Raw genomic sequence first — 19,392 nt, 5'->3', positions numbered from 1 at the left:
CCCTACCGTACGCATTTGCTTAGGGTGCGCCCTGCCCCATTAACCCTGAAGCACGCTTACAAACACTCTCCGTGTCGCAAAACCCGTAGGGTGGGGCCATGCCCCACCATATAAGCTGGGAAATAGTGATAAGTTGCAGAAATTTTCATTCAAAACTTGAGTGATCATCCGCTATTTGTCTGCTTCCAACCACTTTTGGTGGGGCATGGCCCCACCCAACCTGTCTGTATAGGGGTTGAGGGGCCATGCCCCACCAATTAGGGGGAGGTGAAACGTGTATTAACTTGCGTTCTTTTATGCTCAAAATCTATTTACGATATATTCACAGCTTGCCTTTACAACACCCTCTGACGGAATAGGGTTTACATCAAGCATTTGGTGTTAGTATTTAATTGCCTACTATTTATGGAAGCAGAAGACTCTTGTCTTCATCAAGCAGAAAAAGAGGGTAAAGAAAAAGCCGGATCTGTCGACTAAAAACAGAGTAGCCAGGGATTCATAGGGAGATAATAGAGGCATGAAAAACAGGATCGTTCCAACAAACCGGGAAGTACAGGTCAACGAGCACGATTTTATCGTCTCAAAAACTGACCCCAAGGGAAAAATTGTCTATGCAAATAGACTGTTTATGAAAATCAGTGGTTACCGGGAGGATGAACTGCTGGGACAGCAGCACAATATTCTGCGCCATCCGGACATGCCGCGAGGTCTGTTTCATGTTTTATGGCGCAGCATCACTCAAGGGCAAGAGTGTTTTGCCTTTGTGAAAAACCTTTGCAAGAACGGCGATCACTACTGGGTTCTGGCAAATATAACTCCTGATTACGATGCCCAGGATCGAGTCATCGGTTATTTTTCGGTACGACGAAAACCTAGCAGGGAGGCGGTGGACTTTTTTTCCGGACTCTATCGACAGATGTTGTCAGCAGAATCCGTCAGCGGTACGAAAGACGCAATTGTCGCCTCCACTGAAGTATTGAATGAGGCTATTCAAGACCAAGGATTCGAGAATTATGAAACGTTTGTATTTAGCCACCAGACTTAAAATCTTTGTTCTGATTTTTGCAGTACTTACCTTTGCCAGCGTCTTCTCTTCCTTACTGGGTGATGGTTATCACCATTGGCATTGGATATTCCCACTGGCAGCCTTGGCCACAAGCGCACTCATCATCCATCGAATGAAAATGCCCTTCTATGTGATGAAACAGACTGAACAGGTGCTCGATGAGGTGCTTGACGGTCAATTCACATCACGTATTACACTGGTTCCCTGGATGGGCGAGGCGGGCCATATCGCCTGGAATCTGAACGAATCCCTGGACCAGCTTGAAACCTTTTTTCGAGAGGTGAAAAGCAGCTTCGAACTGGTATCGGAAGGTCACTACTATCGTCGCACCATGCCAGCAGGTCTGCATGGCGAACTGGCAAAAACTCTGGATCGTATCAACAAGTCTCTGGATGCCATGGCCGACAATGCGGCTTATATCATGCGCAATGAAAAGGCGGCCGAGTTACAGGAATTGAATACCAATCAGACCATGAGCAATCTGCTGCTGAGTCAGAACGATCTGACGCGTATCACCGACGAAATGCAGAAGGTTTCGACCATCGCCACAGAAAATATGCAGAAGGCGCAGGAGAGCCAGGGCGCAGTATCTCAGGTCGTAGATGCGCAGAACCGCACCCTGGGTATGATTGAACAGAGCCACCAGACCATGGCTCAACTCAACGCTATGAGTGATGAGATTACCGGCATCCTGAGCATGATCAGTGAGATCGCTGACAAAACAAATCTATTGGCACTTAACGCCTCTATCGAAGCCGCACGTGCCGGAGAGCATGGGCGTGGTTTTGCTGTGGTTGCCGATGAAGTGAAAAAACTGGCTGAGAGCACAAAAAATGCGACAGACGAGATACGTGATGTTGTCAACACCTTCCAGAAGGAAACGGAGGTAATGCAGACGAATTCCAACGAAATGCTCACCATGGCCAATGATGTACATCAAACGGTAGAGGCGATGAGTAATAACTTTGATGAGTTCGCCCACCAGGCTCAGAATACCTACACCTCAGTCGATTATGCCCACGACATCTGTTACGCATCACTGATTAAAGTGGATCACATGATCTATAAGCAGAAGGCCTATAAATCCTTCCATGCCGGCACAGATAATGACGATGCCCAATCTGTGAAGGTGGATCACCATAGCTGTCGTCTGGGCAAGTGGTATTACGAAGGGTATGGCCAGGAATCCTTTGGTCATTTAAGGGCATTCAAAGAGTTGGAAGAGCCGCACAGTCATGTACACAATGCAGGCCATACCGCGCTAGAGCTGCTATCTCAGGACTGGGAGAAAGACAAATCGCTGCTGCAGAAGATTCTCAAAAACTATCGGCATATGGAGGAAGCCAGTGACCGCGTGATGGATCGCATCGACGCCATGATCACCGAAAAACACAGTTAGTGCTAACAGACCCTAGGAGCCCCCATGAAACCGAATGTCACACCGACTAACCAGGAAATAGTCATGGATGACAACGATTTCATCGTCTCTAAAACGGATCTTAAAGGACGTATTACCTACGCCAACCGAATATTCATGAGCATTGCCGGCTATACCGAGCAGGAACTGCTTAATGTCCAACATAACATCATCCGTCATCCCGATATGCCACGCGGGGTGTTTCACCTGCTGTGGCGTGTGATCGAATCGGGCCAGGAGTGTTTCGCCTATGTAAAGAACATGGCGAAGAACGGTGACTATTATTGGGTGTTCGCCAATGTCACCGTCGACTTAGATCATAATGGTAAGCCAATAGGCTATTTCTCCGTCCGGCGCAAACCCAGTCGCAGCGGTATAGACGCGATAACTCCGGTCTATCAGGAGATGTTGCGCATTGAACAACAGGCCGGCCCCAGAGATGCACCGAATGCTTCTCTGAATTGGCTGGTGGATCTCCTAAAGAGCAAAGGAACCACCTACGAGGAGTTCATCCACACACTTGGTCACTGAGCAGATTGAGCTTTGACGAATCGTTTAGAGTTTTCACGTATCATCTGACTTCGGCTCAGCAAAAGTTGTTGGCGAACCCCATACCATATCGGCAAGATAGGCCCGATATTGCACGACCCAGATGGTCAGAGGTAGCACAGAGGGGAATATCAGATAACCCAACTGATAGCCTAGTGCCACGCCATCCTTTTCCAATGAGGAGAAAGAGATCTGATTGGAGATTTCTGGGCCCAATGTATAGAGCAGGGTTTTGAGCACATCAAAACAGATTCCCCAAACCTGTGCAGCCAGTAACAGGGGCAGACCCCATAACCAGTTGCGCCATTTGATATCTTCATCAGATGGGTTCTCGGGTGCAGCGATTGCCAAGGCAGTAAAAAGGGGTAGACCGTAGCTGTAGATCAATGGATTGATAGTGAACACCAGATCACCACCACTCCCCGGTTGCAGGCCCTTCATTAATTCTGCCGGAAGAGGTAGCAGGGTGACGATATCCAGGCGATCACCCAACTGCTCTACGCCTTGAATGAGATCTGGGAAAAGCGCGGTCAATAACCAATCACTGAGCAGGGAGACGGGCCAGACCAGACTGGGTGCCAGATAGTACCAGCCAGCAAGACATACCGGCAGCCAGATAATAACCCTGAGAATAAAACCGGCAACCGGGTTCAAGGATCTAAACTGGAGCATTTTCAATCTGTTTCCTGGGCAGATAGCGCAACCAAATCAAAAACACCACCAATACATCGAGAATGATCAGCGACTGCCAGATATAGAGGTGGGCCCACTCGAATGCAGTTTGGCTCCACTGTCCCAGATAGAAAAGGCTGATGACTCTCAGCAGATTCATCGATTGAATGGCGATGATTCCAATCCCAATTCCTATCAGCTTCAAACGCCAGGAAGCTGGAAAAGCGAGCATCGCAGCGATCAAGACGATACTCGCCTCCACGCCGTTACACCCCGCCTCGATTGAGACGGCAAATCCACTTACCTTGTCCTGCAGAATGATCCCATAGGCGATTACATCCTGATCGAATAACTGCACAATCCAGGCACTGCTTTTCGCAATGAATGCGGTAACTGGAATTACCACCCACTGCTGGCCAAATGGCAGCAACTCCAAGGTAAAAAGGCTAATCAGGAGGACAGTAAAGACCAGGGCAAATCGAAGCATAGTCCAGTTCTCATTAGAATCGATTGTATTGCTGACGGTGATGCATTCAGTGAGGAATTAACCTAAAAAGGGCAGCTGGACTGAGTAGTCTGTTCACTTGCACTTCACGATGCCGACTACAGCAGATAGCTGTGCAGTCAATGATAAAGCTTATCCTAACCCGGGGATGCTCAGGTTAATCAGCCACCCTTAAGGATATTAAATCTCCAACCCAGCAAATAGTAATAAATTAAATCAATAATAACAGACATCTATAGGAGCCAACTGCTTTTTTTGTTAAATCTCAAGCTACGCTATTGCTTAGCTGTAGGGTGACTGCTATTTTTGCCACTGATGTAAACAGTGTTTATTTGATCTGTTGGTACTGAACATTTTGTAGCAACGAGCCTGTAACGCTCCATTTACTTATTTAGACCCCCTTTTTTCCTGAACAGGGATCCGGGAAATCACGACACAGGGATGTCTATTTGAGACTCTTTATGAAGTTCGATATCTCATCCCCGTTTAAAAAAACCGCCCTACAAAACTACAACTTAAAAAAAGCACCAATAACAGTAAGCATGAGAGGAAAATTTCTCATCGCCATGCTGTTGATGTCACCCGGCCTGGTTTCAGCGACGACCACCATCAATCATCTGTTCAATCCTGCAACCATCGATCCTGGTGATACCCCCACATACAGAATCGAAATCGCTAATGATGCATTGGTAAGCCTTACTGAAGCCGAGGTCACTTCTCGACTGCTTCCCCAGATCACTATCGCCAACCCAGCCAATATAACCAATACCTGCGGCTTTACCGGCGTCACCGCTGTTCCTGGAACCTCAGACATTGTGCTTACCAGTGGCACCATTCCAGCCCGAGTAGGATTGACCGACGGACAGTGCTTTTTTGAGCTCTCTGTCACCTCTACCACCCCTGGCACCTACATCAACAACATTCCTGCACTGGTTCCTCCCGCCAGACCTGATGCAGTCACTGCGGGTTATTCTGCACTGGAGAACGGCGTCCCGGTCTCCAATGCCACGCCAGCCAATGCGACTTTGGTGGTCAGCACCCTGCTCAACCCAACCGGTAACAAAACCTTCAACCCCTCTCCGGCAATTGCCGGAGATGCGACGAACCTGAGCATTGTTTTGAGCAATCCGAACGCTGGCGCTACCCTGCCACTCACCACCTTTACCGACACCCTGCCTGCCGGAATGGTGGTAGCCAACCCAGCAAACAGCAGCATTGCCTGTAGTGGCGCCGGCGCCTCCAATGGCACGATTACCGCTACACCGGGTACAGATACCATTACACTCACCGGAGGCATCATCGGTGAGTCTGGAAATTGCACCATTGGTGTCGATGTGACCGTTCCGACAATCGTTGGTACCAGTCAACTGTTTAACAACAGCCTGCCGTTGGGGGCGATAGGGAATACACGAGGACTAACCAGCCCTGTTTTCAGCCGCAATGTCACTGTCAATACACCAATCTCAGTCTCAAAAACATTCACTCCGGATACCATACCCGCTGGCCAGCCTTCATTGCTGACCATCGTCATCAATAACAACAGCACCGATAACACCCTGCCGATTACCAGCTTCCTCGACGACTTGACCGGCACAACCCTATCCATCGTAGATACCTCTACAGTGGCACCGGCAGATCCGAGTGTAGTCTGCGATGGCGCTGGTTCGGCAAACGGCAACTTGACCGATGCCGCAACTAACCCACTGGATCAGGGTGATACCGGTATCCTCCTCAGTACCGCAGTCGCCGGACAACGCTCCGGCGCCAATGGCAAGTGCACCATCACTGCCTATGTCACCTCAACAACAGACGGCGCTCACACCAACACTATCCCTGCCGATGCGGTAGTGAACCCTGTTGGTCATTCCAGCCCCACAGCGAGCGATGTGATCGATGTCAATGCACAGTTGACCATTGATAAAACAGTCTCTGTAAACCAGGTTGCCCCCGGACAGTGGACTCAATTCAGCGTCACCATCAACAACTGGTCTGGAGCAGATGTCACCAACCTCAGTTTCAGGGACACCCTACCCAATAGCGGTGGTAACCAGATGGTGTTGGATGATTCTGCTGGGATTCCGGTTTCCAACAGCTGTGCCGGCGGGGTCTACACCGGCGCAGATGGCGATGCCGAACTATTATGGACTGGTGGTACCGCACCCGCAGGCGTAGGAGCCTCACCTGGGACATGTACTCTGGTATTTCGAGCCCGCCTGCCTCTTACAGCGACAACCGGTCTCGTCTTCAGCAATCAGATCCCCACCTGGGATGGTGTCAACGGCGTTGGCGGCACCGGCAACGGTCCTGGTGGCAGTGTCGTCAACCCCTCACCCAGTCCTGCAGTCAATGTCACTACCGTTGATGTTGTTTCTGTTACCAAGTCCTTCTCCCCCGATCCGATCGCTGAAGGACAGACTTCGACCCTGAGACTTAGGGTTCGCAACCGCACTCTGAACCAGCTGACCGCCGTCAATCTTACCGACAATCTCCCAGTCGGCATCGCCCTGGCCGCCAACCCCGCAGCCACCAATTCCTGCGGCGGAACCCTGCAGGCGTTCCCTGGCGATGACCAGGTGATCCTCTCTGGTGGCACCGTCAACCCGCGCCCCAACGGTTCTGTTCAGACCCAATGCGAGATTACGGTGCAAGTCACCGGCACCACCCCTGGCAGCTATCTGAATACCATTAATCCTGCCGATTTCAGCTCCAGTGCAGGCACCATTCCCTCAGCGGTGTCAGACACCTTGAACATCAATGCCGGGATCTCTGCAAGCAAGTCATTCCAGCCAACAAGCACAGCTTCAGGCGGTAGCTCCCGAGTCACCATCAATGTGATGAACAACTCCTCCGGAGCATTGACCAATGTAACCATCGATGATGACACCTTCTCTGCCGGCCTGACCATTGCAAACCCAGCCAATGCCAGCACATCCTGTGGTGGAACAACAACACTGGTGGTCAACCCGGGTGCAACCCGCGCTCAACTTCAGGGTGCAAATCTCCCTGCAGGAGCCAACTGCGATTTCGCCTTCGATGTCACCACATCTGCAGCAGGCCCTTGGAGCAATACCATCCCGGCTGGCAATATCAGCAGTGCTGAAGGTTCATCCAACAGCACCCCTGTATCTGCAACATTGACCTCGGCCAGTGCTGATGTCGGCATCAATAAAGCATTTAATCCGATCATCGTTACCGGTGGTACGCCTTCACTGCTGACCATTGATGTCATCAACAGCTCAGGCGCCACCATACATGATGTGGCGTTTACCGATATTTTTCCGGATGGGATCGTGGTCTATCCTGTGCCAGACGCCAACACTAACTGTCTGGGCGGCACAGTGACCGCAGTAGCAGGCGGCGATAGTGTTGGTCTTGTGGGTGCAACATTACTACCCAACGATATCTGCCAGGTCTTTGTCACAACAACCTCTATGCGCTTCCTCAATCTCACCAACTTTATTCCTGCGGGCGTGATTACCAGTGAGGAGGGGTATACCAATGCCCTGGGTACCCAGGCCTCCCTCTCCACCCTGCAGGGTCTTGGATTGACCAAAGGCTTCTCACCTGCCTATATCCCAGCCGGTGCTGTCTCCAGGTTACGCCTTGAATTGATAAGCACCTTTGACGCCAATGCCGTCTCACCGGTAACCCTGACCAGTGTCAGTTTTACCGACCCACTGCCTGCCGGCCTGGTATTCGCACCTGTACCAAACGCTGCCACCACCTGCGCCGACGCAACATTGAACGTCAATACAACTACCCAGGCGATCACCATTTCTGGCGGCACAATGCTCCCAGGCACCTCCTGTATAATCGAGGTGGATGTCACAGCTGCTTTAGTGGGTGTCTATGACAATCTCATACTGCAAGAGGCGATTACCACTGACCAGGGTGCGACCAATGAAAACGACGTTTCCGCTGAACTGAATGTCATCCTTGAGCCGACAATCGCTAAATCCTTTGCCCCGGCTACCGTCAGCACTGGAGAACGCACAACCCTAACTGTTACGGTCACCAACAATTCCGCTGTTGCGCTAACAGGAACATCACTGACCGATACGCTGCCTGTCGGGGTGGCTGTCTACTCCGCACCAACCACAGCCACAACCTGCGCAGATGGTGCGGTAGCTGCCACTGCCGGGGATAATGAAATCACCCTCAGCGGCGCAACCATCCCGGCCAGTGGCAGCTGTACTTTCAGTGCCGATGTCACCGCATCAATCACCGGCACGCTGACCAATACCATTGGCGCCAATGCCATTACCACGGATCAGGGGGTAAGCAACCCCGCACCCGCCAATGCTGACCTTGAAGTGCTGGCACCGCCAACCATAAGCAAGGCCTTCAATTCGGCATCAATCAATACCAATGAAACCTCTACCCTGACCATCTCATTGGGTAACAGCAACACCAATGCGATTACCCTTACCAGCCAACTGGTCGATGCTCTGCCAGGTAACGTTTTGGTTGAAACGCCAAATGGCCTGATCACCACCTGTCCGGGAGTGGTTACCGCCACTCCAGGTGACATCCAGATCAGCTATGCCAATGGCGCAAGCATCCCCGCTGGTGGTTGTACCATTTCCGTTGATGTCACCTCTGCGGTGGATGGCTCCTATGTCAACACCATTGCTGCAGGACAACTCACAACCTCCTCTGGTGATAACCCACAACCCGCCGTCGCGACACTGGGTGTCGGGGCACTGATTGATGCTGCTCCCGGTATCAGCAAAGCCTTTGCCCCCACAACCATCGACATCAACGGCACTTCCACGCTCACCCTGACACTGGAAAACCCGAACCCAGGACCCTTGACCCTGGATGCCGATTTCACCGACACCTTTCCTGCAGGTCTGCTAATCGCCAATCCAGTCAACCTTGCCGGCAGCTGTACTCTGGGCAGTGTCACCGCAACAGCTGGAACCAATTCAGTCGTTTATGCCAACGGGGCCAGCATACCTGCAGGTAATTGCACCATCATCCTCGATGTCACCTCAGCCAGTGCAGGCAGCTATAACAACACCATTGCCATCGGTGATCTATCCACCGCCAGTGGTGGCAGCAACCCCCAGCCAGCGACTGCGAGCCTGATTGTCACCGCACCTCTTGCTCCAACCCTGGGTAAATCCATTACTCCGATCACCATCAATCCAGGAGAAACCTCCAGATTGACCCTGAACCTGGGTAACGACAATGCACAGGTTGCCACCCTTGGCGCAGACCTGGTGGATAACCTGCCTGCAAATATCGAAGTCGCAACACCAGTTAACCTGGTAACGAGTTGCCCAGGTACAGTGCAGACCACCCTCAACACCATCACTTATACCAATGGCTCGACTATTCCTTCCGGCGGCTGCTCTATCGCCATTGATGTGACCTCCGCCATTTCAGGGGGGCCATGGACCAATACGATTGCTGCAGGTGCCCTGCAGACCGACCTTGGAAACAATGGCGCACCAACCAGTGCCGACCTGTTTGTCAATCCGCCGCAACCCCCTAGTGTCAGCAAGCAGTTCGCACCAACCACCATCTCCTCTGGTGGCCTGGCAACACTCTCCATCGCCTTTGGTAACGGTAACGCTACCGCCGCCACCCTTACAGCTGATTTGGTTGATAGCCTGCCAGCCGGGGTAGAGATCGCCGCAACACCCAATATCCAGGCTTCAGCAGGTTGCGATATTGCCAGCGTAGTGGCCGCGCCAGGGGGTAATACAATTACCTATCTCACTGGTGCGGTGATTCCAGCCAATGGGGGGTGCTCAATCAGCGTCGACGTCACCTCTGTCGCCCTGGCAACCCATACCAATACGATTGCCATCAATGGCCTGCAGACTGATATCGGTAACAACATCGTCGCCACATCGAGCAATCTCACCGTTACCCCTATTCTGCCCGACTTGAGCAAAAGCATCTCACCCAGCAGCATACGCCCCAACGGTATTGCAACACTCACCATCAGCCTGACCAATCTGAATGCAGTTGCTGCGATACTGGCGGCAGATCTGACGGATAGCTTTCCAGCAGATTTGGTGGTTGCTGATGACCCGAACATTCAGGTCAGCCCAGGATGTACACTGGCCAATGTGGTTGCTGTAGCAGGGGGGAACACGCTGGTCTATCAGAATGGCGCGAGCATACAGCCCGGTGGTTGCACCATCTCTGTCGATATTACATCGAGTGTGGTCAGTGCCTACACCAACACAATTCCAGCCGGTGGATTGACCACCGATCTTGGGGACAACCCCAATCCTGGTAGTGCTGTGTTGAATGTGACCTATGAGCCGGTGAGTATTCCTGTTACCGGTTTCTGGGGGCTGCTGCTGATGGTTATGTTATTGGGCTTTATTGCAACTTATCAGATCCGTAAACCGCTGCAGGGTTAGTGTTATTTAATCCCTGTCGGGGTATCGCATAGGCTTCTTGGTGGGCATGGCCCCACCCTACGCTAACTGGAAAAAATCGTAGGGTGCGGCCCTGCCGCACCATTAAGGACTGACAAGCGTGATATCGACCGTGGAATCAGATAATCACTTCCATTTCCACAAATATGGATGCCTGGAGAGTCCATCCCGTATCGCCTTTTTATGCAATACCTTGGCATCTTTCAGGTTTAGATATGAACCTATCGCAACGACATAACCCTCTTCATGTTTCTTGTCCTGAACAACCCGTGCGCTATACCCGCTATCCTTCAATTGCATAACCTGTGTGTAGGCATCGCTCTTATTTTCATGTTTCCCTACAATCACAAACCATCCATCAGAGACCTTTCCTGAAATGCCATACCAGATCAGTTTACTCGTCGATGGGTTCTCATGTTTTCCGATCAACATGTTTTCATTGTCGGCATATGCATTTCCGATAAGGGATGACAAAATATCACCAATAATTTCTGCAGCGCCATGCTCAGGCGAAATGCTAATTGGCGTATGAGTTCCAAACTCAGCTTCCAACTCGATCATCTCCTGCTTTGCATCCCTGAAATTATTCGCATTAATGGTTCCAACCACCAAAGCCGGCGCCATCAGTCCAAGTTGAAAAGCTTTTTTGTAATCACTTTCAGAATTAACAAAAACCACAAAAGCACCCAATACCATCAGCCCAAAGGCTTTCAACAGGTAGCCGATGACAATCGCCGGTACAAACGCCTCAACGATCAAGCCTACATCGACACTGATTAAACTAACCAGTAGTGGTGTGATTCCAGCCATTGCTCCGATACTGCAGCCAATCTTTATTTCCCTGGTCATTTCAGTTCTCCACAATTGCCAAGTTAGTGAACTTCATCCCTTTTCTAACTGCATTATTGGTTGAGCTTACTTTAAAACAGTAACATCCCGCTCAACAGTTACTTTCTAATATATCCTCCGATACTATAATTCTTAGAGTAGGATTTAACTTCATGCTAGCGAAATATTCACATCGACAGGCCACGTAGAACCTGATAGTTATCCTACCGTCGCCCTATTGGTTGCGCGTTTCACACGACTTGATCATCTCTGCCCTCCTGGATCTGTCTATCGGTGCTCTGGATTTTGTATGCTAAGATGGCGAGCTTCAAAATTCAGCCAACCATCCTGAAAAGCCTAACCCCCCTGACATGCTTAATAAACTGACTGACAGATTGCTGAAAAAAGAATGGTCTGAAGAGAAGATCAATCAGCTTGTTGGCGGGTATCAAAAGCTCTACCACGCCTATGCTGAAGATCCAGCGGTGCGCACCAATGCCGCCTCGGGCGGTGTCGGTTCAGCCCTGTTGATCGAGTTACTCAAGGCTGGGGAGATCACCGGGGCACTGGTCTGTAATACCAGCATAGAGGCTGGCAAAGTCAGAGCTCACTTCTCCATTGCCTGCTCTGAACAGGAGATCCTTGACGCTCAGGGCAGCAAGTATGTTGAGACCGCCTTCATGAAAGAGGCGCTGCCTCTGATCAGGGGTTTCGATGGCACTGTCGCAGTAGTTGGATTGCCCTGCGACATCACCAACTTGTCCCGCTGGATCGATAAAGATCCACAGCTGGCGAGCAAGGTACGCCTCAAAATCGCTTTGGTTTGCGGTCACAATTCCCGCACAGAGCTGATCGATGGCATTACCAGAAAACTCGAAAATCAGGCTGGCGGAACTTTGCAGAGCTACCGTTTTCGGCGAGGCCACTGGCGTGGGCAGTTGGAAGCGATTTTCGACAACAAAACAACAATCAAGAAGCCCTTTTCCTACTTCAGCCTCTATCAGAATCTGTTTTTTTACTCAGAGAAAAAGTGTTTGGTTTGCCATGACCACTTTGGCTATCACGCAGATATTTCTTTGGGCGATGTCTGGGCCTATCGCTTCAAGGACGATCCCATCAAAAAGACCGGACTCATCGTTCGCACCGATGCTGGAGAGCGTGCCTGGTCGATTGCGCTAGAAAGTAATCGCATTGTCAGCACTGACCTCGACATAACAGATATTCTTGATGGCCAGGCCAGGTCAGCACCCTATCACTACAATGTGAGCGCCCGAAGTCGGGTGGCTGGTCTAATGGGATATAAGATCCCCGACAAGACAAAAACCAAGGTATCCTGGCATGAGTGGATCACGGCCTTAATGTCACTGTTCAATATGCGCTGGAGTGAGAACAAACGCTGGAAAGCCCTGATTTTCAAACTACCCAGGCCGATACTCAAGATCCTGCTCTATTTTCGCAAAGGACTCGAATCCCTGCCATGAAGTCTGTTTCAATCATTGCCGCCACGATCAGCGGAAACCGTGGCGCAGAAGCCATGCTGACAACCACAATTGGTGAAATACGTAACCGATATCCAGATTGTCGTTTCAATGTCTTCTCCTACTATCCAGAACAAGATCGTGAGCTTAATGGGGATGCCAGGGTGCATATCTACAGTGCTACCCCGCTTTCAATTGTGACACTGCTTTTTCCCTTTTCGATAATCTTTGCATTTTTTAAACTACCTCTCCTGAATAAACTGCTGAGGTTTTTTCCCGGTGCTTTACAGGCTTTAAATCAGTCTGATGTACTGATTGATCTTGCCGGCGTCGCATTTATCGATGGCAGAGAAAAATTTCTGCCCTATAACGTATTAACCCTTGCACCTGCATTCATTCTCAATACCCCAGTAGTGAAATTTTCACAGGCACTGGGCCCTTTTAATAATCCTCTCAATCGTCTTCTCGCCAAGCCCACCTTAAGGCTTTGCAAACAGGTATTTGCAAGAGGCGAAGGTACGCATCAGCATCTGCAGAGCCTTAAACTCGATAGTCTCTATCCCACACCGATTGCAGATGTTGCCTTCAGGCATCGACAGGAATATAGCCTCTCCACTGAAAACCAGAAGCAGGTCGATCAACTGATAGTCGCGCTGAAAGATGAGCAACAGCCTTTAATCGGGGTCTGCCCAAGTAGCGTGCTTGCCGCCAAGAGCCTTAATGATGGAGATGGCTACAACGAAAGTTTGACCTCCCTCTGCCAGAAACTCATCCAACAAGGCAATACGATCCTGCTGTTTCCAAATGCAACCCGCAATAATCAGGGAAGCAAACTTCGAAACAATGACCTTCCGGTTATAAAAATTATTGCTGAACGGCTCATTTCCGCAGGTGCCCCGGCTGAGCAAATATATGCTGTGGATTTCGATATCAACACAAACGGCATCAAGCAATTAATGCCATTTTGCAAAGCCCTGATGGTTTCAAGATTTCATGCCATGATCGCAGCACTCTCTGCAAAACAGCCCGTCATAGTACTGGGTTGGAGTCACAAATACAGAGAGGTCATGGACTCTTTTGAGCTGGGGGAGCTGGTTTATGATTTCAAGCAAGTTGACATGTCTGCCATTTTAAACGCCATCGAATCAATCATCAAAGATGACAGCACTATCACTCACAAGCTGGAACAGCATCTACAACCCAATTTAGACTCATCTTTTAGACAGTTTGAGTATCTGTTTAACAACCTGGACTGATACCCCTGTGAAACAGAAACTCAAAACCGTATTGAAGTCTATATGGTGGCTGATGGTAATTACTTTCATTACTCTCTTTCTCTATAAGAACCTGCAGACTGCTGCTTCAGTAATTCAAAAGCTACCTGTGACTACGCTTTTTATCGCCTTCTCATCAATTGTTGTTGCGAAGTTTTTTCTTGTCCAGGCGATGTATCTGGCTTTGCAACGATACCAGGTCAATCTCACTTACTTTCGATGTTTTATTATCTACAATGTCACCCAGCTTGGTAAATATATACCCGGCTCTATCTGGCAATTTGTAGGCCGGATAAGCTTTTATCGGGAAGAGAATATAAGCAATGACAAAATCAGGGATACCCTGTTACTGGAGACCTTCTGGGTAGTTTTCAGTGCGTTGGCTATTGGCCTATGCTTGATACTGCTTGTACAGCATCAGCTTTTGATTCAACTACTTTCCGATCTGCCAAGACCTCTAACCCACCCCTATACATTATTAACACTTGCAGGCCTGATTGTATTAATAACACTGTTGTTCAAAAAAATCCTGATCAAATATGCAATGCGCTTTATGTTCAGCCCGGGCATTACACTGGTGGTCTCCATAATTTGGATCTGCCTTGGCTTTTCGTTCTGGATTACACTTTTACCCTTCACTTCCAATGAACTCTCTTTTGTCTATATCATAGGGCTCTATGCACTGAGTTATGCGTTGGGGTTTGCTGTGCCTTTTGCTCCAGCTGGCATAGGTATTCGAGAGGCGGTTCTGGTAATGGGACTGCTGCCATACCTCGATGCCAACACATCAATTATTCTGGCAACTATAAACAGACTCTTTTATATTGTTTCGGAGATATTTTTGGTACTAATCTCCAGCTACCTATCCGTTCGGTATACTAAGGAAAGTAAAACCACATGACACCCCTCATCCATAGACTTCTTCCGTACATCTTCATAGTTATCAGTTCAATAGTGATACTTGGTGCAAATCCCTTCGCAGGTGAAACCGTTGCACCTACCGATATATTGGCAAATCAACCGGGCTGGCAAAACCTTGGTATAGACATCAAAACAAGACACCCGGCACGCACTGACATCCTTGATGCCAGAATGCCCCGTTGGATCCATGCAAAAACCGCACTTAGAAATGGCGAACTACCGATTTGGAACCCAAATCCGATCAATGGCATACCAGGCATGCAGTGGTTGCCTGCTGCTGTATTTACCCCAGCCTTCGCTCTATTCGCAAGCATCAGTGACAATGCAACTGGCTACTATTTTGCTCTTCTGACTAATCTGTTAATCGCCGCAACTGGCGCTTATCTGTTACTCTTTTCCATGACCAAAAGCCGACTGGCCGCCACTTTTGGTGCAATGGTTTTTGCCTATTCCGGTTTTCATGCCGCTTGGTTCTATTGGGCACATGTATCAACCAGCATTTGGATTCCCTGGTTGATGTGGCTAAGTTATCAATACCTCATCTCACAAAGGCTTATCTATCTACCCTGGCTCGCCATTGTCTCTGCACTGATGATATTTGGTGGTTTTCCCAGTGTAGCCGTCTATGGCTTTTTCGCTCTGGCAATTCTCTTCCCCATTTTTGCGCCCTGGAAAGATGGCCTTAAGAACGTCAGTCTCAATGCATTATACTTGGGCACAGCCATCATCGTGGCTTTTTTAATTACTTCATTCTCAATTTATTCACTATATGAAATGTTGCAATTCACTCAAGCTGTGGAGTCTCGACATGGTGGAACCCCCCTCAAAGCACATCACTTAATCAATTATGTAAAACCACTATTCACCAAATATGCCAATGTCGAGAGAACCGTTTACATCGGTATCATTCCTTTGATATTTCTTGCGACTCTGGTTCCGTTACTGATCTTTAAAAGATTGACAAAAAATCTCGTCTTCGCTCTTCTTTTACTCTCTATTTCAGTATTGATTGCGTTCGGAATACTTCCCAAAGAGATAATCACTGCCATTCCCACATTCAACAGTAATAACTGGGGTAGAATGACCATTTTATCTGCCCTGGCATTCGCAATCATTTCTGCTGAACTTATCTACCTGATATCTGTTTCAAAAATCAGCAAACGAAATCCCCGGTTAATAACGGGCATAATCATACTCTTACTTACCGTGCAATTTTTAGATATGCGCGCCTTATTCCGTAATTTTAACGGCCCTGTACCAGCATCAACATTTTTTGCCAAGACCCCTACAATCGACTACCTGCAAACCCACTTGAAACCTATGCAAAGTACGATTGCAGACCGCTCCTATATGGTCTCCGGGATATTCAGTAATTATGGAATACCAGAATGGTTCGCTCATGGGTTCAAAACACGATCTGAACGCGATTTAATGGAAAGCAAACTTGCTCCAAATGCTCATCGTAGTCGTACTGCTGCCGCAGTCTATTGTGAAGGCGTTAAATCCGACTCCAATATGCTCAACCTACTTGCTATTAAATACCTGGCTTGTAACAAACCTATTTCCAAGGGAAATATACAGCGTACCGTACTCTCTACATCTGGATCGCCTCCTAAGGCTTCAGGACTAATCACTCCAGAACGCCCACTAGTACAATATTTTGCTTTACCAAATCCACTGGAAATTGATGCAATCTCCTTAAAGCTTGCCACCCATGGCATGGAGCAGGCCCATGCTGATATAGCTCTACGCCTCTATCACGACAACATTTTAATTGCTGAATCATTTGTAAAAGCATCGCAAGTTCGTGACAACCGCTGGGTTGATTTCACATTCGCTAAAAGGATCCATTTGAACACCCATAATAATCGACTTGAAATCCACACATTACCTTCTGATCAAAGAGGTAAACTGAGTGCTTGGCTCTACCCTATGCAAAACGATGATGTTTATATCAAGCGGGGTAGCGCTACTCGTAGTTCAGTTGTCGCTGTAAAATTCTATCTGAATATTAAGCTACCCGATTCTATTATCTATCACCGAATAGAGAATAATATGGTACTACTGGAAAACACCAACATTAAAGGTAGCGGTTATACACTTGATGAGCTGGATGAAAACTTAAAACCAGATTTCTCAAACCTACAACTTCTTAAAAGCAACGCTACTCTGCATGAGTTAGAATACACAGGTGATCGAGCAACATGGATGATTCTGCCTATACGGCACTACCCCGGCTGGAATACCTATGTAAATAACAAACCGGCCACTGTTACTCCTTTTTTGGATATGCTACCTGCCATACAAGTAAGCCCAGGCGATAGAGTCATCTATCGTTATGAACCAAAAACACTCTATCTGCTCTCTCTGCTCAGTATGTCAGCACTGATGTTTACGCTTTTCCTGGCTTACCGGTTTCGCGCAAAATAGTCTGGAATGGTCACACAGGGGTAGTGACAGCACAAAAAACTAATTGATATAAATTCAAAGGGTGATTTTGCTATAGTACGGAGTAACTTCCACAAGCACAGGGCAGACCAGCTTAATTTCACGCTCACCATACAACTGAGTCATGCCTTAGATTTATAATTTTTAATAACGATCAAATTACAACTCAAGAATATGATATCTAACCACCAATTGTTGATCACCACCGTTATTATAATGATGATTGCGCTTGCCAGCTGTGGACAAAAAGGCCCTCTACAACATCCACCTGAAAATTCCATGGATCAATCACAACAGGAAGATTCATGATTTTCCAATTTACTAAAATGCATGGATTGGGAAATGACTTCGTCATAATCGATGCAGTCAACCAACAGGTATCCCTCTCTGAATCCTCTTGTCGTCTCATCGCCGACAGACGCTTTGGTATTGGCTGTGACCAGATTTTATTGGTAGAGCCGGCTAAACTACCCAACACCGACTTTCACTACCGAATCTTCAATGCAGATGGCAGCGAAGCCGGTGCCTGTGGAAATGGCGCTCGCTGTTTTGCTAAATTTGTAAGAAGACACAAGTTGAGTGACCAACAGACCTTAAGGGTTAGCACTTCCAGTGGAATAATCGTATTACATCATCTGGATAACGGCATGGTTGAGGTCGATATGGGAGAACCCCAATTCGAGCCGCAAGCAATACCTTTCATATCTGATAAACGATCTGATCAATACAGTCTGGATATTGCTGGTGAAGAGCATACAATCAGCGCTGTTTCCATGGGCAACCCCCATGCTGTGTTACTTGTCGCTGATTGTGATTTTGCCCCTGTTGAATCACTTGGCCCATTGATTGAACGGCATGAGCGCTTTCCCGAGCGCACAAATGTCGGCTTTCTTCAGGTAGTCAACCCAGGAGAGGTCAGACTACGGGTTTTCGAGCGTGGTGCCGGTGAAACACTGGCCTGTGGTAGCGGTGCCTGTGCAGCTGTCGCAGTGGGACGTCAACTTGGACTACTTGAAGAACAGGTCGTTGTACACCTACCTGGTGGCGATCTTGTGATAGAGTGGGCTGCGGAAGGCCAAACCGTACTCATGAGAGGTCCCGCAGAGACTGTGTATGAAGGAGCCATTGAGCTATGAACCATAAAGCCCCAAACGACAACATCAAGGATGATGGCACTGATCAGCAAATCGCAGACTATTTAGGCGAAAACCCTGGTTTTTTTTCGCGTTATCCCGAAATTCTCGGACAAATGGTTATACCCCATGAGAGCGGTGCAGCTGTCTCCCTGATTGAGCGTCAGGTTGATGCCCTCAGAAAACAGTTAAAGGAGACCCAACAACAGTTATCTGAGCTTGTCGAAGTTGCAAGATCCAATGATCAGCTGCAGGCGCGTATGCACCGCCTGACCCTGGAGCTGATCGATGCTGCAACATTTGAAGAGGTTTTGAATGCGCTGGAGGATGAACTTCATGACGACTTCAAGGCAGATGCCGTAGAGCTACGACTATTCTCCTCAAGCACTATCGATGATCATCTTGAAGATTCACTTGAAACCCAGATCGCCACATTTGAGCAGTTTTTCAATCAGAACCAACCTATTTGCGGGAAGATGGATCAGCAACAGCTGGACTATATCTTTGGCACAGAGGGTGATCGTATTAAGTCAACTGCCCTGATACCCTTAAAAAGTGACGGTGTGCTTGGACTCCTGGCCATAGGCAGCTGTGACCCGAATCGTTTCGCTCCCGACCATGGCACAGAGTTCCTTACCCGGCTTGGTGAGATCATCAGCAGAACGCTGCAGGCCGTCTCTCTCCCCGGAATATAGGTCGT

General features: G+C 48.8%; 14 protein-coding genes. 11 read left to right on the top strand and 3 right to left on the bottom strand.

Going from position 1 to position 19,392, the window contains the following annotated elements; translation table 11 throughout:
• Window positions 1-517: 517 nt before the first annotated feature.
• From AC4IE7_RS19980 to AC4IE7_RS19970, 3 genes are read left to right on the top strand one after another with little or no spacing between them, the layout of a single operon-like run.
• A complete protein-coding gene (locus AC4IE7_RS19980; protein ID WP_490778638.1) occupies window positions 518-1,045 on the top strand; it encodes a PAS domain-containing protein in 528 nt (175 codons plus the stop codon).
• Window positions 1,014-2,465 carry a methyl-accepting chemotaxis protein gene (locus AC4IE7_RS19975; protein ID WP_490778637.1) on the top strand — a complete coding sequence of 484 codons (1,452 nt, stop codon included), beginning with the start codon at window positions 1,014-1,016 and terminating at the stop codon, window positions 2,463-2,465. The genes AC4IE7_RS19980 and AC4IE7_RS19975 overlap by 32 nt, the downstream gene beginning before the upstream one ends.
• 24 nt (window positions 2,466-2,489) lie before the next feature.
• A complete protein-coding gene (locus AC4IE7_RS19970) occupies window positions 2,490-3,014 on the top strand; it encodes a PAS domain-containing protein (RefSeq protein ID WP_490778636.1) in 525 nt (174 codons plus the stop codon).
• A 33-nt stretch (window positions 3,015-3,047) separates the two neighbouring features.
• Here AC4IE7_RS19970 and AC4IE7_RS19965 read toward each other — a convergent pair whose 3' ends face one another.
• Together AC4IE7_RS19965 and xrtH are read right to left on the bottom strand one after the other, a co-directional pair.
• Complete coding sequence (locus tag AC4IE7_RS19965; RefSeq protein ID WP_490778635.1) at window positions 3,048-3,704, bottom strand: exosortase H-associated membrane protein; 657 nt, start codon at window positions 3,702-3,704, stop codon at window positions 3,048-3,050.
• A complete protein-coding gene (xrtH, locus tag AC4IE7_RS19960) occupies window positions 3,691-4,191 on the bottom strand; it encodes an exosortase H (RefSeq protein ID WP_490778634.1) in 501 nt (166 codons plus the stop codon). The genes AC4IE7_RS19965 and xrtH overlap by 14 nt, the downstream gene beginning before the upstream one ends.
• A 479-nt stretch (window positions 4,192-4,670) precedes the next feature.
• Here xrtH and AC4IE7_RS19955 point away from each other — a divergent pair, with 479 nt between their 5' ends.
• A complete protein-coding gene (locus tag AC4IE7_RS19955) occupies window positions 4,671-10,592 on the top strand; it encodes a beta strand repeat-containing protein (RefSeq protein WP_490778633.1) in 5,922 nt (1,973 codons plus the stop codon).
• A 144-nt stretch (window positions 10,593-10,736) separates the two neighbouring features.
• Here AC4IE7_RS19955 and AC4IE7_RS19950 read toward each other — a convergent pair whose 3' ends face one another.
• Window positions 10,737-11,459: an SPOR domain-containing protein gene (locus AC4IE7_RS19950; RefSeq protein WP_490778632.1), complete on the bottom strand. Its 723-nt coding sequence runs from the start codon at window positions 11,457-11,459 to the stop codon at window positions 10,737-10,739.
• Between the two features lie 374 nt (window positions 11,460-11,833).
• On the opposite strand from AC4IE7_RS19950, the gene AC4IE7_RS19945 reads away from it, so the two are divergent.
• From AC4IE7_RS19945 to AC4IE7_RS19915, 7 genes are all read left to right on the top strand, one after another.
• Entirely contained in the window at window positions 11,834-12,919 is a 1,086-nt protein-coding gene (locus AC4IE7_RS19945; RefSeq protein WP_490778631.1) for a Coenzyme F420 hydrogenase/dehydrogenase, beta subunit C-terminal domain, read from the top strand.
• Window positions 12,916-14,172: a polysaccharide pyruvyl transferase family protein gene (locus AC4IE7_RS19940; RefSeq protein WP_490778630.1), complete on the top strand. Its 1,257-nt coding sequence runs from the start codon at window positions 12,916-12,918 to the stop codon at window positions 14,170-14,172. The genes AC4IE7_RS19945 and AC4IE7_RS19940 overlap by 4 nt, the downstream gene beginning before the upstream one ends.
• Before the next feature lie 7 nt (window positions 14,173-14,179).
• Window positions 14,180-15,091, top strand: a complete 912-nt coding sequence (locus AC4IE7_RS19935; protein WP_490778629.1) for a hypothetical protein — start codon at window positions 14,180-14,182, stop codon at window positions 15,089-15,091.
• Window positions 15,088-17,541 (top strand): hypothetical protein, encoded by a 2,454-nt coding sequence (locus AC4IE7_RS19930; protein ID WP_490778628.1) that lies wholly within the window; start codon window positions 15,088-15,090, stop codon window positions 17,539-17,541. Before AC4IE7_RS19935 ends, AC4IE7_RS19930 begins: the two co-directional genes overlap by 4 nt.
• Window positions 17,542-17,733: 192 nt before the next feature.
• On the top strand, window positions 17,734-17,868 hold the full coding sequence (gene lptM / locus AC4IE7_RS19925; RefSeq protein WP_490778627.1) for an LPS translocon maturation chaperone LptM: 135 nt from the start codon (window positions 17,734-17,736) through the stop codon (window positions 17,866-17,868).
• Entirely contained in the window at window positions 17,865-18,695 is an 831-nt protein-coding gene (gene dapF, locus AC4IE7_RS19920; protein WP_490778626.1) for a diaminopimelate epimerase, read from the top strand. The genes lptM and dapF overlap by 4 nt, the downstream gene beginning before the upstream one ends.
• Window positions 18,692-19,387: a DUF484 family protein gene (locus AC4IE7_RS19915; RefSeq protein ID WP_490778625.1), complete on the top strand. Its 696-nt coding sequence runs from the start codon at window positions 18,692-18,694 to the stop codon at window positions 19,385-19,387. The genes dapF and AC4IE7_RS19915 overlap by 4 nt, the downstream gene beginning before the upstream one ends.
• Window positions 19,388-19,392 lie beyond the last annotated feature (5 nt).

The sequence above is a fragment of the Candidatus Thiodiazotropha sp. AKAK3 genome, assembly GCF_058244645.1.
Note: the sequence above shows the minus strand (reverse complement) of the source record. Positions and strands in the feature narration are given on the sequence as shown.

Coding starts and splice junctions, on each gene's coding strand:
- AC4IE7_RS19980 (WP_490778638.1), top strand. CDS start 518: ATGAAAAACAGGATCGTTCCAACAAACCGGGAAGTACAGGTCAACGAG.
- AC4IE7_RS19975 (WP_490778637.1), top strand. CDS start 1,014: ATGAAACGTTTGTATTTAGCCACCAGACTTAAAATCTTTGTTCTGATT.
- AC4IE7_RS19970 (WP_490778636.1), top strand. CDS start 2,490: ATGAAACCGAATGTCACACCGACTAACCAGGAAATAGTCATGGATGAC.
- AC4IE7_RS19965 (WP_490778635.1), bottom strand. CDS start 3,704: ATGCTCCAGTTTAGATCCTTGAACCCGGTTGCCGGTTTTATTCTCAGG.
- xrtH (WP_490778634.1), bottom strand. CDS start 4,191: ATGCTTCGATTTGCCCTGGTCTTTACTGTCCTCCTGATTAGCCTTTTT.
- AC4IE7_RS19955 (WP_490778633.1), top strand. CDS start 4,671: ATGAAGTTCGATATCTCATCCCCGTTTAAAAAAACCGCCCTACAAAAC.
- AC4IE7_RS19950 (WP_490778632.1), bottom strand. CDS start 11,459: ATGACCAGGGAAATAAAGATTGGCTGCAGTATCGGAGCAATGGCTGGA.
- AC4IE7_RS19940 (WP_490778630.1), top strand. CDS start 12,916: ATGAAGTCTGTTTCAATCATTGCCGCCACGATCAGCGGAAACCGTGGC.
- AC4IE7_RS19930 (WP_490778628.1), top strand. CDS start 15,088: ATGACACCCCTCATCCATAGACTTCTTCCGTACATCTTCATAGTTATC.
- lptM (WP_490778627.1), top strand. CDS start 17,734: ATGATATCTAACCACCAATTGTTGATCACCACCGTTATTATAATGATG.
- dapF (WP_490778626.1), top strand. CDS start 17,865: ATGATTTTCCAATTTACTAAAATGCATGGATTGGGAAATGACTTCGTC.
- AC4IE7_RS19915 (WP_490778625.1), top strand. CDS start 18,692: ATGAACCATAAAGCCCCAAACGACAACATCAAGGATGATGGCACTGAT.